Below are 15,073 nucleotides of genomic sequence, written 5' to 3' on the forward strand. Positions count from 1 at the left end.
TTGTACGTCAAGAGGGAACGTTTGTACTTATCAACAATCAGTGCACAACTTGTGGATAACAAGTGGTTATATATGTGGATATTGTAAAATTTGTAACAAATATATTGAGCAAAAGTTACAATTTACCTGTGGATAACTAGGATAACTTTGTGGATAGCTATCTTTATAGGTTTTATTATGTGAATAAATATTTTGACAAAGTCGTTAAAAAAAGCAGGAAAAGTAACAAATTGTACTTTTCTTGCTTTTTAACTGCGTGTTTAATTTAATAACATTTCTTGTAATTCTTCCCATTCAATTAATGTTTGTTCTAGCTTTTGTTCGGTATCAGATTTAATTTGGCTTAGTTCGTGAGATTTTTGTGGATTATTAAAAACTTCTGGTTGGGTTAACTGTTCATCAATATCAGTTATTTGTGTTTCAAAGGTTTCTATGCGTGTTTCACATTGTTCAATTTGACGTTCTATTTTACGTTGCTGACGTTTGTGTTCTTTTTGATTAAAATAATTTGAATGATTATCGTTGTTAACATGGTTTTTCTCCAATTTATTGTCAGCACGTTGTATGTTTTCATGTGCTTTGATAGCTGCTTGTTCTTCGGTTTTTTCAATATAATATTGATAATTACCAAGATATATCTTACCGCCGTCATGATTTAAATCAAATACTTTATTGGCTAATTGATTTATAAAGTAGCGATCGTGTGAGACAAAGATAATTGTACCTTCAAAGTTTTGGAGTGCTTGTTCTAACATTTCTTTAGAATCAATATCTAGATGGTTTGTAGGTTCATCGAGAATAAGCACGTTATCACGCTGTAACATTAATAAGGCAAGTTGTAGGCGTGCTTTTTCTCCTCCAGATAAATCATTGATAATTTTCTTAACATCTTCTTGTACAAAGAGGAAACGGCCAAGTACAGCGCGAATATCTTTTTCATTCATATTAGGATATTGGTCCCACAAATAATTTAAAATTGTTTTATTCGATTTAAATTCAGCTTGTTTTTGATCATAATAACCGATTTGTAGGTTTGCACCAAATGTTACACTGCCACCAAGCTTTTCTTGTTTATTAGCAATGGTTTTTATCAGCGTTGTTTTACCTACGCCATTTGGTCCGATAACGGCAATATGATCTCCTTTCGTAATTTCAATATTAATTTCTTTTGTAATGGGCGTGCTGTAGCCAATAAGTAAGTTGTTTATATGCATCACGTCATTGCCTGTATTGCGCTCAAAACTAAACTGCATATTAGCACTACGTGCATCGAGCATCGGTTTATCTATGCGTTCCATTTTTTCTAACATTTTGCGTCTACTTTTAGCCATGCCACTAGTAGATGCCCGGGTAATATTCTTATCGACAAATGTTTCGAGACGTTTTATTTCATCTTGTTGCTTTTGATATTCTTGCATACGTTTTTGATAATATTGATCGCGTTGTTCAATAAAGCGTTCATAATTGCCGACATAATGCTTTACTTCACCAAGAGCTACATCATACACTTGTGTGACTATTTTATCTAAAAAATAACGGTCATGACTAATAATGACAATAGCACCTTGAAAATATTTTAAATAATCTTCTAGCCACTGAGTTGTTTCCATATCTAAGTGGTTAGTCGGTTCATCTAGTAATAATAAATCGGGATTGTTTAATAACATTTGAGCTAATGACAAACGTGTTTTCTGACCACCACTAAAATCATTTATTGGTCTATCGAAATCTGTCTCAGTAAAATTTAGACCGTGGAGTATCGTTTTTATTTTACTTTCATATTGATAACCATCTTGATGTTCAAATTGTGAACTCAAAGATTCGTATCGCTCCATGTGCTGTTGATAATCTAGTGATTCATAATCATTTCCATGTTGTGCTAACCAATCGGTTTCTTGTTTAATTAACTGTTCCATATTTTTAAGATGGGTAAAGGGTTTAGCCATTTCTTCAAAAACTGTGGCTTCAGAATTTAAAGTCATCTGTTGAGTGAGATAACCTATTGTTAAATTTTTAATTTTAGAGATATGGCCATGATCGTAGTCTTCAACGCCAGCAATGAGTTTCATCAAAGTGGATTTTCCAGCGCCGTTACGACCGACAATGCCGATACGTTCTCCAGTTTTAATTTCAAAATCGACATTTGTAAATATATCTTCACCATCGAATGATTTTGAAATGTCATTAAGTTGTAAAAGTATCATTCAACCTTCACCTTTCTAATTAAGAAAATAAAATATAAAATAATAGTATATAAATGGTTTTCATAATCTATTGCATAACGTTACTATTTATTTTACAGTATTACATTTAAACTTGGAAATAGGACATGTTTTTTTTATTAAGTTACGGTATAATGAGCCAGTATGTTCTTTATTAGATGAAATACATTTTATACGTAACTAATTTTGCTCTAATTAGTTTGAATAAAAATACTATAAACCATTCAAACAAGAGGGGGACAAAAAGATGGCTAAAGACGGTGTCAAAATACCAAGAGCAACCTTAAAACGCTTACCGCTATATTATAGATTTGCTCAAAGGGTTAAATCAAAAGGATATGACCGCGTAAATTCGAAGACAATCAGTGAGGCATTGAATATTGACTCAGCTACGATTAGACGCGATTTTTCTTATTTTGGTGAGCTAGGTAAAAAAGGATATGGCTATAATATTGATGGCTTGTTAGAATTTTTTAAATCTGAATTAAGTGATAGTGATACCATAGAAATAGCACTTGTAGGTGTAGGTAATTTAGGTAAAGCACTACTTAATTATAATTTTTCGATTCATAGTGAAATGACGATTACTGAAGCATTTGATATTGATGAAACGATGATTGGTCAACAAATCGGCCAAGTAACTATAAAACATATTGACCGCTTAAAAGAAATATTAGCTAAAAAAGATATCGATGTTGCAATTTTGACAACGCCAGAAAAAGCGGCACAAGATGTTGTCAATCAATTAGTTGATGCGAATATTAAAGGCATTTTAAATTTCACTCCACGTCGCGTTAAAGCACCATCTACGGTTCAGGTACAACATATTGATTTCGGAATTGAGTTACAGTCGTTACTTTTCTTTATGAAAAACTATTCATAATTATAGAGAATATATATTGGAAGTGTAATGAAAGTCAAAAAGACTTTTGTTACGCTTTTTAAATTTAAAGAAAATATTATTACTGTTTTTTTATGCTTTCAAATTAGAATCGCTAAAAGATAGTTATGATATTTCTAGCTTTAATTGTAGCATTATATTTAGCAATCATTTATCTAATTTTTGGTCACTCAAATGCTTTAATACTGTGTCGGCAGTAGGTTTTCTGAGGGGGGTATGTACAGAAAAAATATTATTAGAAGTGGTCTTAGTTTTAATCATACAATTTTCAATAGTTATCCATGATCTTTAATACGTTTAACAATGAATTTAATTATCTGAATTTCTCATTTTCAATATTTACAGTTACTAACACAGTAATGTATAATATCTTATTATTATTATCGGAAAAGAGGGATTGAATGATTTGGATGATTATTAGTGGTCTTATTGTAGGAGTATTATTAGGTTTTGTAATGCAACGGACAAGATTTTGTCTTGCTGGTGGCTTTAGAGATATGTATGTACAAAAAAATAATAAGATGTTTTATGCGCTACTTGTAGCAATAACCGTACAGAGTGTCGGTCTAGTTATCTTAACAAGTTTAGGATTGTTTGCTATACCAGATAGTACATTCCCAATAGTAGGAACTATTATCGGTTCATTTATATTTGGTATCGGTATAGTATTAGCTGGTGGCTGTGCAACAGGGACTTGGTATAGAGCAGGCGAGGGATTGATTGGCAGTTGGATCGCATTGATCATGTACGCTTTAACAGCTGCAGCAACAAAAACGGGCATTTTATTACCTGTGATGACTTGGGTAAATCAACCTACAAATGTAAATGCAAGTATGGCACAAACAACCGGTATTCCAATGTGGATATTTGTCATTGTACTTACTGTTATCACGCTTTATGTTGTTATTAAAACATTGCGTAAACCCAAACCTAAGGTAGCAGTTCCAAAATTAAAACAAAAATATCACGGTATTAGACATTATTTGTTTGAAAAACGCTATCATCCGTTTGTAGCTGGTATTGTTGTTGGTTTAATTGCCTTATTAGCTTGGCCAATGAGTATTTCAACTGGACGAGATTATGGCTTAGGGATAACTACGCCGTCTGCAAATCTTGTAACTTATCTCATTACTGGTGATTCAAAACTTATTGATTGGGGCGTACTACTGGTTCTTGGTATTTTTATAGGATCATACATCGCAGCTAGAGGTGCACATGAATTTAAATGGCGCTTACCAGATATACGTACGATTCGAAATAGTGCAGTAGGAGGTATATGCATGGGCTTCGGTGCTTCTGTTGCAGGTGGTTGTTCAATAGGAAATGGTTTAGTAGAAACAGCTATAATGTCGTGGAAAGGTTGGATTGCACTTTTTGCAATGATTTTAGGCGTGTGGTTTACAAGCTATTTTATTTTTATAAGACCAATGAAACAAATACAGCAAACAGATAAAAAAGCGAATAAAACAGTATCTCAAACACAATTATCATCATAAATAGGAGGAATAGTATATGGTATATGAATTAGGTACAGTAGGAATGGTTTGTCCATTTCCATTGATAGAAGCACAAAAGAAAATGCAAACATTAGATGCTGGTGATGAACTAAAGATTGACTTTGATTGCACTCAAGCTACAGAAGCAATTCCAAACTGGGCTGCAGAACAAGGATATCCAGTGACAAACTATGAACAATTAGATGATGCATCATGGACCATTACAGTTCAAAAAGCTTAAAGTAAGATTTAAATAGATATAAAAAATAAACAATGGTTAAAATAAACTGTGAAGAACCTTCAGATATTTGTACTTCACAGTTTATTTTTCGATCCACCTTGTTATATTATGTTACATATTGTGTTAATTTATCTTACGTATTTTTGTCATTTTTTTAGAGTATCATTATGATATTTTTAAAGGAAGTGGTAATTATGAAGATGGATGACACAATATTTTTATTTTTATGTACATTACTCGTATGGGTAATGACACCGGGGTTAAGTTTATTTTACGGTGGTCTTGTACATTCTAAAAATGTACTTAATACAGTGATGCAAAGTTTGACAGCCATGGTGATCGTAACGTTTACCTGGGTTTTGCTTGGGTTTTCGTTAAGCTTCGGAAAAGGGAATATGTTTATTGGTAATTTTGACTTTATAGGATTGCAACATGTTGGTTTTGAAATTAATAGTCAACTTAGTCCGCATGTTCCGTTTGCATTATTCATGCTTTTTCAAATGATGTTTTGTACGATTGCTATTTCAATTTTATCAGGTTCAATTGCTGAACGAATGAGATTCTTTCCATTTATGATATTTATTTTTATTTGGGTACTTGTTATTTATAGTCCAGTTGCACACTGGGTGTGGGGTGGTGGTTGGATTCAACAATTAGGTGCACTTGATTATGCAGGCGGCACAGTCGTTCATATTACATCAGGTATTTCAGGCTTAGTGCTAGCCATTATGATAGGTAGTGGCAAGAAAGTTGAGAAAATCAAACCTCACAATTTACTTATTGCCTTGATAGGTGGGATTTTAGTATGGATGGGTTGGTATGGCTTTAATACCGGAAGTGCATTTGCTTTTAATAGCGTTGCACTTACATCATTTATTAATACTGTTATCGCAGCTAGTGGAGGTGCGTTTGGTTGGTTAGTATTTGAATATATTATAACTAAGAAGCTGAGTTTACTTGGATTATTATCAGGTGTGCTTGCTGGTTTAGTCACAATTACTCCAGCTGCTGGCTATGTTACTACACTTAGCGCCTATATCATTTCAATTGTAGGAGGTATCTTCTGCTATATAGTTATTAATCATATTAAAGAAAAGTATAAATATAATGATACACTTGATGCATTTGGAATACATGGCGTGGGTGGCATTATTGGTGCCATTTTGACAGGCATCTTTCAATCCCATCAAGTAAATTCGGACATTACAAATGGCTTAATATATAATGGAGACTTACACCCAATATTTATCCAAAGTATTGCTGTTGTTATAGTAGTATTGTATTCTATCCTTTTGACATGGATTATCGGTAGAATATTACAAAGAATAAGCCCTATTGCAACTACAGTTGAGGAGGATGAAGTAGGATTAGATCAGATTGTGCACGGAGAAAAAGCCTATTTCTATGGAGAATTAAATAAATTGAACAAAAGGCATTAAATTTTTAAGACTTAAGTATAGATAAAAAGTATTTAAAGCGATTACATTTATGATAAAATAAGATATAAAAGAGAAACAGAGTGATTAGGTGTGACGAAGATGAAAAATATAGCAGATATTGCCAGATTAGCTGGTGTTTCTAAAAGTACAGTTTCTCGCTACTTAAACAATGGATCGGTAAGTACAAAAACAAAAGAAAAATTAAGCAAAATAATCAAAGAGCAAGATTATCAACCTAACCAATTTGCACAAAGTTTACGTGCTAGACACACAAAAATGATTGGTGCGATTATTCCACGTATGAATTCACATGCTGTAGATGAAACTATCAAAGGCGTTGCACATGTCTGTAAAGAGTTAGAATATCAATTACTGCTTAATTATACAGGACTGGATCTATCAGAAGAAATTATTGCACTAGAGACACTATCAAGAAGTAAGGTTGACGGTATTATTTTAATGGCAACGCGTATCACGCCACAACATTTAGATGTAATTAATAAGATAAATGTGCCGGTTATTTTAGTTGGTCAAGAACATTCTGGCGTTAATAGTATTATTCATGATGACTATTTAGCTGGTAGTTATGTAGGACGTCAAATAGTTGAAGCAAATTACAAACAAGTTTACTTCTTTGGTGTCACTGAAGAAGATAAAGCAGTTGGACAACAACGTAAAAATGGTGTACTTGATATTTTAGCTTTGAACCATATTGACGTCCAAGTTTTTAAAACATCATTCCAGTTTATGGAAGCTAAGAATGATGTGAAATTGCATCTACAATCAGTACACACTGCAGATGCTATTATAGGAGCTACAGATACAATTGCCTTAGCTATACATAGTTATTGTTCGCAACCTCATCGCAAGTTAATACCACATAAAATATATGGCTTTGGAGGAGATCCAATAACACAAATTGTGACACCGCAAATCAATACGGTAATGTATCATTATTTTAAAGCGGGTCAACAAGCTTTATCTCAATTGCATCGGCTCATAAATCATCATGATGCACAGCTACTGACAGTCATACCAGTAGAATTATAAAAATAACTAAATTTGTTATTGTCTTTGGATGGAACCGATACCATCTAAGTGATAAACTATGAATGAAAATAAGTAACAACAAATTGATGGAGGTAAATCATGAGTGAATGGACAAGAGAACAACGCTATCAAGGTATCGATGATGTTCCTCAATCACAATTAATTGAATTGAAACAAAAAGTTGATGCTTCACATTATAGACAAACGTATCATATTCAACCTGAAACAGGACTTTTAAATGATCCTAATGGTTTAATATTTTATAATGGGACTTATTATGTATCACATCAATGGTTTCCATTAGGAGCTGTTCATGGTTTGAAATATTGGTTTAATTATACTAGTAAGGATTTAGTAAGTTTTACCCCGCACGGCCCCATTTTAGAACCAGATACTGCATACGATAGTCATGGTGTATATAGTGGAAGTGCTTTTGAATACAACGGTCAACTTTACTATATGTATACCGGAAATCATAGAGATTCAGAGTGGAATCGACACTCTAGCCAAATGTTAGCTAAAGTTGATGAGTATGGTGACGCAGTAAAGTTTGAAAAACCAGTTATTCCAGCACCACCAACGGGATATACACAACATTTTAGAGATCCAAACGTTTTTCAAAAAGATGGGCAATATTTTATGATTATCGCAGCTCAAAACGAGCAAGAAAATGCGTGCTTATTACTTTATAAAATGGAAGAACAGGTTAATGAATGGGCGTTTGTAGGTGAAATAGCGACACAGTTATCGAACTTTGGTTATATGTGGGAATGTCCGGATTTTTTCAATCTTAATCAGACTGACGTTTTACTATTTTGTCCTCAAGGTATCTCCCCTGAAGGAGAGCGCTTTAATAACATCTACCAATCAGGCTATCTACTAGGAACATTGGATATTCAAAAGCCAGCATTTGAGCATCAAGATTTTAAGGAGCTTGATTATGGATTTGATTTTTACGCACCACAAACCTTTCTAGATAAACAAGGTAATCGCATTCTCATTGGTTGGATGGGTATGCCTGATACGCACTATCCAACAGATGACGAAGGGTGGGCACATTGCCTAACATTACCAAGAGTATTAACAGTTGAACATGGTAAACTTATTCAACGCCCGCTACCAGCGTTACAAAAGTTACGTCATAATGAAGAAACAGCTGAAGGGTATGCAAATAAATTCACAACAAAGTTACATCCATATGAGGGACTACATTATGAATTAATAATTGATATTCTAGAAAATGAAGCTTCCGAAGTTTATTTTGAATTGCGAACATCAAAACAACATAGCACGCTGATTACTTATAATAAACAAAGTCAGCGGTTAACATTAGATCGCAGTGATAGTGGCGCTTTACCAGAACCGGTTAAGGGAACAACAAGAAGTACGATTTTAGATACACCATTATTCCAATTACAAATATTTGTCGATACATCAAGCATAGAAATTTTCTGTAATAACGGAGAACGGGTGTTAACTTCACGGATATTCCCAGATGAGCAGGCAACAGGTATTAAAACGTCAACCGAATCAGGTCAAGTTTATTTAAAATTTACAAAATATGAGTTAAAGGATGAAAAATAAATGAGAACCCTTTATGCTATTGGAGAAGCATTGATTGATTTTATTCCAAATGTTGTTAATTCGGAATTGAAAGATGTTACAGTATTTACAAGACAAGTGGGTGGTGCACCAGCAAATGTCGCGAGCACAGTAGCGCGTCTTGGAGGGCAAGCTCATATGATAACGCAGTTGGGTCAAGATGCATTTGGTGATATTATTGTTGAAACGTTACAACAAATTGGCGTAGGGACGTCTCATATAAAACGTACTGACGTCGCTAACACAGCATTAGCTTTTGTCAGTTTAAAGGAAGATGGACAGCGTGACTTTTCATTTTACAGAAAACCATCTGCAGATATGCTATATCATCCAGACAATGTTGAAGAAATTGATGTGTCATCAGAAGATATCATGCATTTTTGTTCAGTAGATTTAATAGATAGTGATATGAAACAAGCGCATTATAAACTCATTGAAAAGTTTGAAGCGCAACGTGGAACGATTATTTTTGATCCAAACGTTCGCTTACCTTTATGGAAAAATGCAGCAGATTGTAAAAAGGCAATAAATGAGTTTATTCCTAAAGCAAATATTGTCAAAGTTTCTGACGAAGAGCTTGAATTTATTACTGGTGAATCATCATTAGAAGCGGGTATTCAAGCTTTATTTAAAGGGCACGTGGAAGCGGTAATTTATACTGCTGGCTCCAATGGTGCGTCCATCTATTTGAAAAATGGTAAACATATCTATCACGAGGGATTTACAGTCAAAGCTATTGATACAACAGGTGCTGGAGATGCATTCATTGGAGCAGTTATAAGTCGCTTATTATTAGCTGAAGATACACCAGTGACACAACAGCTTGAACAAGATGGCGCAGAGATATTAGAATTTAGTAATTGTGTTGCATCAACTGTAACAACAAAATATGGTGCTATCGAAAGCATTCCAACCTTAGAAGAAGTTAAACAACAATTAAACAAAAAAACTAGCTAGAGCGTTTCTGTGAATATTAATGGGTGGTGGACAAAGTCTGATTTATTGTCAAGATTTTGTCCGCCACCCATTATTTCATGTTAACTAATAATTATATTTTTTTAACATTGCGTACTGATGCATAACAATGTTCACCATTTTTAAAATATACAACACGTTCTTTTGAATTGATTGAAGAGATATTGTGTCGATTGACAACAAAACTATTATGGCATCTAAAGAAACGATCATCGATTTGACTAATTTGTTTTAGATTACCATAAAACTCAATTTGACGATTATCTAAATGTGCAATCAATCGATGTGAATTTGTTGATGATTCAAAAAACATCACTTCATCATATTGCACATATACAGAATTACTACCGCGCTTAAGCTCTATCGTTTCAACGGTACGTTCTTTTGACAATAACTTTAAGCGCGTATGTGCGGTTTCAAGGCAATCGATAATACGAGTTTTAAGTTCGGCAGGGTCATCTTTAAAAATAAAATCCATAGCCGATACTTTGTAAACAAAAGTTAAATATGTCAGCTCACTATGACTTGTAACAAAAATTATGTTACCTATCGGATCATACTTTCTTATTTCGCTACCTAACTTGATACCGTTTATGTCAGCTTCTAATTGAATATCTAAAAAATAACAACCAACATCCTCATTTTCCTTTGACATTTTTAAAATTTCATAAGGATTATCTGTAGCTAAAGCAATTTCCATTGGTTTTTCTTCAATCATGATATAGTTATTGATGATCTCAACCATATTTTCACGTTGTTTAACATCATCTTCACAAATGTAAATCTTCATGTCTTCACGTCCTTATGGTATATTATTTAAAATTTCTACTTTTTGTATGAAATATCCATTATCAATAGTAGTATCAAGTAACGTATTTGGTGTTGCATCTGTAATTTCTTTTAAATTAGATAAACCTAAACCACGATTTTTGCCTTTAGTAGAAAAATTCTCTTGAAAAAGTTCATGAATTTTGGGCGTTGTATCGCTACATTTATTCATTACAATAAATAACACAGAATCCTCATTTTTTATAAAGGCAATGCGGATTAATGCATCTTCTAAACTTTCTGAAGCTTCAATGGCATTGTCAATGATAATGCCAATCACTCGACTTAAATCAACTGTGTTCATTTCAATATGTTCAATTAGTTCTGGAACCTCAATGCTGATGGGAATGTTTTTTTCTTGGGCTTGTAAAATTTTGGTTGTCACAAGCCCTTTGATAGCACGAACCTTTAGCTTATCCGTACCATTAATTTTAATAGAATTCATTTGTAAATTGTCTTTCATCGATACAATATTATCATTAAAATATTCTCTTAAACCCGGCATATCATCTTCGCGTATAAACTCAGACATGGTAGATAAAATATTAACATAATCATGACGGAACTTACGCATTTCGTTATTAATCGATTCTATTTGCAGCGTGTACTCGTAGTATGTTTCTATCTCTTTTAAATTACGCTTATACTGCATCTCTCTATGTACAGAGAATGTAATAACGATGATAAAAATTGCAAGGAATATTAAAATTCCTATGAATAAAAGTGCAAATAGTTTCCATTCTTGGTATGTTTGCTGGAATTTTAATGAATATAAATAAAATATAGCGATGGTAAATGTTAAAAAAGTAGATATGACGATTATGTATACTTTATTAAAAAATAAGTATGTTTTTTTGAGTTTATTAATTAAGTATTTTGTCATAAATGCACATAAAACACCTATCAGTATGTATGATGATAAAGAAATTATTACGTATATTATCCTAAATTTGATAAAATTACCTATTAATATTATGAGTGAAACTGAGAAAAAGTTACTTATGTACATTATTAAGGCAGAGCCTAATATAGCGATTATAGAATAAAACCCTATTTTTACATAAAAGTATATTAAACAAATAATAAGTAAAAAGATAATTGATTGTCTGCCAAAAACAACAAATAATACGGCAGAAGGGACTATTATGCCGGCAACGGCTAAATAATCCCTTAAGTAAAACTTAACGTTTGCAATAATTTTAGCTACAATTATTAACATAACTGCTTGAAAGATTGATATGAAGATACTGTTTAAATATTCCATTCTTTACACACTTTCTATCTTTAATTTCTGTGTAAATCGATTAATTCTTGAGGTACTTCTGGTTCATCAAAATAACCATTACACATATCTTGTACAGAAAAATTTCCAATAAATTCGAAAATTACGCTAATCCCTTTTGTAAATAATCCGCTTAATAAGTTCATGATTATGTTTCCTCCTTGGAAAAGAATATTGGTAATAATGTTATAGCTTCTAAGCACATGCCTAAAGCTATTAATTGCATGTATGGCTCACTTACAAACAACATTAGCACCAAAAAACAGATTGAAATAAGAATGGCATTTCTTTTCTTTTTCTTTCTGAGATGGGGCAGTATGGGTTGTTTTTTAGTTGCCGCTGGTGCGTAACATATAATAATTATGAATGCGATAAATGCTAGCAAAATCATGAATGTCCAAGACACTTGAAAATGCACAATTGACCAAGGTAATGCCACAAATAAAACTAAATTTTGAATGTGGCACAACAATGATGACCTTGCGTGTGCACCATGCGCAAAACGTCTAACGAAAAAATACGTTAAGTGTGTAATTAATGTGTAAAGAAAGGTATGGAATAAAAGAGCAACACCATAAGTAACAATAGTTTTGAAAAAATTACCTAATGCGACTTGTATGCCTAGGCGTATCTTCAAAAATTGAATATGGTCTAGATTGTTTTGACGCTGCAAGTATCTAGCAAATCTTTCAATTTTTTTGTCTATCGCCTTCAAATTAGCGTCACGCTCCTTGGTATCATTATACAATTTTACGCAATTCATTTGATCATTAATGCCTAACTGTTTAATTCGCATACAAATATGTTATATATATGTTCTTTGTTTAATTTTAACATATTTAAGATACAGTTAAGAATAAAAATGAATTAGTTGAGAATTTTTAGACTATTTATGTAATTATCATGTTTTAATATAGACATATCACAGAGATGTGATAGATATTGATAAAGCTTTTTGAAAACTAATTGGATTGTAGCTACGATAAGCTTTTCAATTTTCCAACAATGATTGTAGTAAGTTGTTGGAGCTGTATATTCTCAATAATAGAAGTTATTCATTCTTAACTATGTTTTCTTCGTTAAATTGATTAATTATTGTTAAGCCATCCCAACTTAATGATAATTGATGAATTGCTAACATTGAGTTGTGTAGGGCTCAATGTAGATAATTACGCTTAGCTACTTAACTGTAGAAGGTAATTATTGTACTAGTGTTACTCTAGTCAGAAGATTTTCATAATTAATAACATCCCCAAATTATTATTGAAAATAACTGTAAAAACATTCCCTTAATAAGCGAAAAAAGTCGTGAGTCACTCCCAAACTCACGACTTTTATTTGTTTATTTGTATAAATGTGGCACTAAGCTGTCAAATACAGGTATTGCTTTACGTTGTTGTTCAACTGCATCTATATCTATAGTAACTGTAAGTTCTTTTTCGGTGGTAGATAATTCTTGAATGATTTCGCCATTAGGATTAATAACCACGGAATGTCCGGCATATTGCGTTTTTCCATCATACCCACAACCATTACATCCTATTACATACATATTATTTTCGATTGCACGTGCTTTTAGCAACACTTGCCAATGGTTAAGACGTGCACTTGGCCACTGTGCAACATAAAATGCAATTGTCGCACCGCTTCTTGCAGGATATCTTAGTAATTCAGGAAATCGTAAGTCATAACAAATCATTTGTGTCACTTTTACACCGTTTGATAATTTAAATGTTTCTGGAACATTTTTACCAGCAGTTAGGAATGCTGGTTCATCTAACATGGGAACTAAATGCATTTTGTCATATTGGTTTATCACTTTACCAGTTTTATCAATTGCAAATGCAGTATTAAATATGTGGTCATGATGCTTATTTGATACAGACCCAGCAATAATATCTACTTGATATTGTAGTGCTAAATTTTTAATAAAATCTGTACTTCTTTCTAAATCAAAATCTGCTTTTTCTTCTAGTTGCTCTAATGCATATCCATTATTCCACATTTCAGGTAGAATCACGACATCAGTGTCTTGTTGTAAAGAATTCGAAAACCATGTTTTTATTTTATGTTCATTTGCATTCACATCTGCATAAGCAACGTTAAATTGTAAAAGTTGAAGTTTCATCGTATCACTCCTTAGGTGATTGTTAAATCTAATTTACTAAAAACAATAAAGAAACGCAAAAAGAGGGCAAGGAATAATCAATTTTGATTTATTCTGCCCTCGTTTATATAAAAAGCTATTTATAATGCTATGGATTATTTTCGTACAAGAAAGCGTGCGTCGACAGGTTGAATTTCTTTTTCATTAGGTTCTTCACGCACATCTCCAAATGGCATTTGAGCCATTAATTCCCAAGTTTCAGGAATATCAAAGTCTTGATGTGTTACTGCATCAACCAGTGGATTGTAGTGTTGGAGTGAAGCACCAATACCCTTTGTACTTAGAGCAGTCCAAATCGCAAATTGATGCATTGCGTTTGCTTGTGTTGACCAAATCGCAAAATTTTCTGCATAAGAAGGCATTTGTTCTTGTAACCCTTTAACTACAGATTGATCTTCAAAATATAATATTGTACCGTAAGAATGTTTAAAGTTATCGATTTTTTGTTCAGTTGCAGTGAAGTCTCGATCAGCACCCATTTTTTCTTTTAATACAGCTTTAGTATTGTCCCAAAATTGTTTATTCTTATCATTCAATAATAAGACAATGCGTGTTGATTGTGAATTGAATGCGGAGGGCACATGTTTTATTGCTTGAGTCATAATTTGTTCTAATTCCTCATCACTAATAGAAATGCTTTCTTTTAAATTATAGACTGTACGTCTTTCTTCGATAGCATTTAGAAATGATTTTTCACTATTTTTGCTAAATAAACCCATTTTAAAAACTCCTTTGCCTTTTAATATACTTAGTATAATTGATATACTCAACGAAGTGAAATAAATTTACTTTAAAGTTTCAGAAATATTAATATTACTTTTCAATAATAATAATTAAATGCATATGTATGTAAACTTCTTTATACTAGTA

General features: G+C 32.6%; 14 protein-coding genes. 7 read left to right on the top strand and 7 right to left on the bottom strand.

Going from position 1 to position 15,073, the window contains the following annotated elements; all coding sequences use genetic code 11:
- Window positions 1-260: 260 nt before the first annotated feature.
- Window positions 261-2,204: an ABC-F family ATP-binding cassette domain-containing protein gene (locus tag HMPREF3267_RS06460; RefSeq protein ID WP_037544451.1), complete on the bottom strand. Its 1,944-nt coding sequence runs from the start codon at window positions 2,202-2,204 to the stop codon at window positions 261-263.
- Window positions 2,205-2,469: 265 nt separating this feature from the next.
- Here HMPREF3267_RS06460 and HMPREF3267_RS06465 point away from each other — a divergent pair, with 265 nt between their 5' ends.
- The 7 genes from HMPREF3267_RS06465 to HMPREF3267_RS06495 all read left to right on the top strand — a co-directional run bounded on the left by HMPREF3267_RS06465 (window position 2,470) and on the right by HMPREF3267_RS06495 (window position 9,908).
- Window positions 2,470-3,105 (top strand): redox-sensing transcriptional repressor Rex, encoded by a 636-nt coding sequence (locus HMPREF3267_RS06465; RefSeq protein WP_002461426.1) that lies wholly within the window; start codon window positions 2,470-2,472, stop codon window positions 3,103-3,105.
- Window positions 3,106-3,524: 419 nt separating this feature from the next.
- Entirely contained in the window at window positions 3,525-4,619 is a 1,095-nt protein-coding gene (locus tag HMPREF3267_RS06470) for a YeeE/YedE family protein (protein WP_062077870.1), read from the top strand.
- A gap of 16 nt (window positions 4,620-4,635) precedes the next feature.
- Complete coding sequence (locus HMPREF3267_RS06475; protein WP_002461424.1) at window positions 4,636-4,860, top strand: sulfurtransferase TusA family protein; 225 nt, start codon at window positions 4,636-4,638, stop codon at window positions 4,858-4,860.
- 194 nt (window positions 4,861-5,054) lie between these two features.
- Window positions 5,055-6,299, top strand: coding sequence for an ammonium transporter (locus tag HMPREF3267_RS06480; protein ID WP_002477917.1), 1,245 nt, complete (start codon window positions 5,055-5,057; stop codon window positions 6,297-6,299).
- Between the two features lie 99 nt (window positions 6,300-6,398).
- Window positions 6,399-7,349 (top strand): LacI family DNA-binding transcriptional regulator, encoded by a 951-nt coding sequence (locus HMPREF3267_RS06485; protein ID WP_062077868.1) that lies wholly within the window; start codon window positions 6,399-6,401, stop codon window positions 7,347-7,349.
- A 99-nt stretch (window positions 7,350-7,448) separates the two neighbouring features.
- Window positions 7,449-8,933 (top strand): sucrose-6-phosphate hydrolase, encoded by a 1,485-nt coding sequence (locus HMPREF3267_RS06490; RefSeq protein ID WP_070823905.1) that lies wholly within the window; start codon window positions 7,449-7,451, stop codon window positions 8,931-8,933.
- On the top strand, window positions 8,934-9,908 hold the full coding sequence (locus tag HMPREF3267_RS06495; protein WP_062077864.1) for a carbohydrate kinase family protein: 975 nt from the start codon (window positions 8,934-8,936) through the stop codon (window positions 9,906-9,908). It abuts the gene before it with no gap.
- A 91-nt stretch (window positions 9,909-9,999) separates the two neighbouring features.
- Here the strand turns inward: HMPREF3267_RS06495 and agrA are convergent, their stop codons facing one another.
- From agrA to HMPREF3267_RS06525, 6 genes are all read right to left on the bottom strand, one after another.
- The gene (gene agrA / locus HMPREF3267_RS06500; RefSeq protein ID WP_002461418.1) at window positions 10,000-10,716 is read right to left on the bottom strand and encodes a quorum-sensing response regulator AgrA; all 717 of its coding nucleotides are present in this window, start codon (window positions 10,714-10,716) and stop codon (window positions 10,000-10,002) included.
- A gap of 12 nt (window positions 10,717-10,728) precedes the next feature.
- Window positions 10,729-12,018: a quorum-sensing sensor histidine kinase AgrC gene (gene agrC / locus HMPREF3267_RS06505; protein ID WP_062077862.1), complete on the bottom strand. Its 1,290-nt coding sequence runs from the start codon at window positions 12,016-12,018 to the stop codon at window positions 10,729-10,731.
- A gap of 20 nt (window positions 12,019-12,038) precedes the next feature.
- Entirely contained in the window at window positions 12,039-12,182 is a 144-nt protein-coding gene (gene agrD, locus HMPREF3267_RS06510) for a cyclic lactone autoinducer peptide AgrD (RefSeq protein WP_002461416.1), read from the bottom strand.
- 2 nt (window positions 12,183-12,184) lie between these two features.
- A complete protein-coding gene (locus HMPREF3267_RS06515; protein WP_037540641.1) occupies window positions 12,185-12,751 on the bottom strand; it encodes an accessory gene regulator AgrB in 567 nt (188 codons plus the stop codon).
- Between the two features lie 627 nt (window positions 12,752-13,378).
- Window positions 13,379-14,164: a carbon-nitrogen family hydrolase gene (locus HMPREF3267_RS06520; RefSeq protein ID WP_002477923.1), complete on the bottom strand. Its 786-nt coding sequence runs from the start codon at window positions 14,162-14,164 to the stop codon at window positions 13,379-13,381.
- Between the two features lie 134 nt (window positions 14,165-14,298).
- On the bottom strand, window positions 14,299-14,922 hold the full coding sequence (locus HMPREF3267_RS06525; protein WP_062077860.1) for a nitroreductase family protein: 624 nt from the start codon (window positions 14,920-14,922) through the stop codon (window positions 14,299-14,301).
- Window positions 14,923-15,073 lie beyond the last annotated feature (151 nt).

Origin of the sequence: Staphylococcus sp. HMSC62D11, from assembly GCF_001839145.1 — a bacterium.
Classification (GTDB): domain Bacteria; phylum Bacillota; class Bacilli; order Staphylococcales; family Staphylococcaceae; genus Staphylococcus; species Staphylococcus lugdunensis.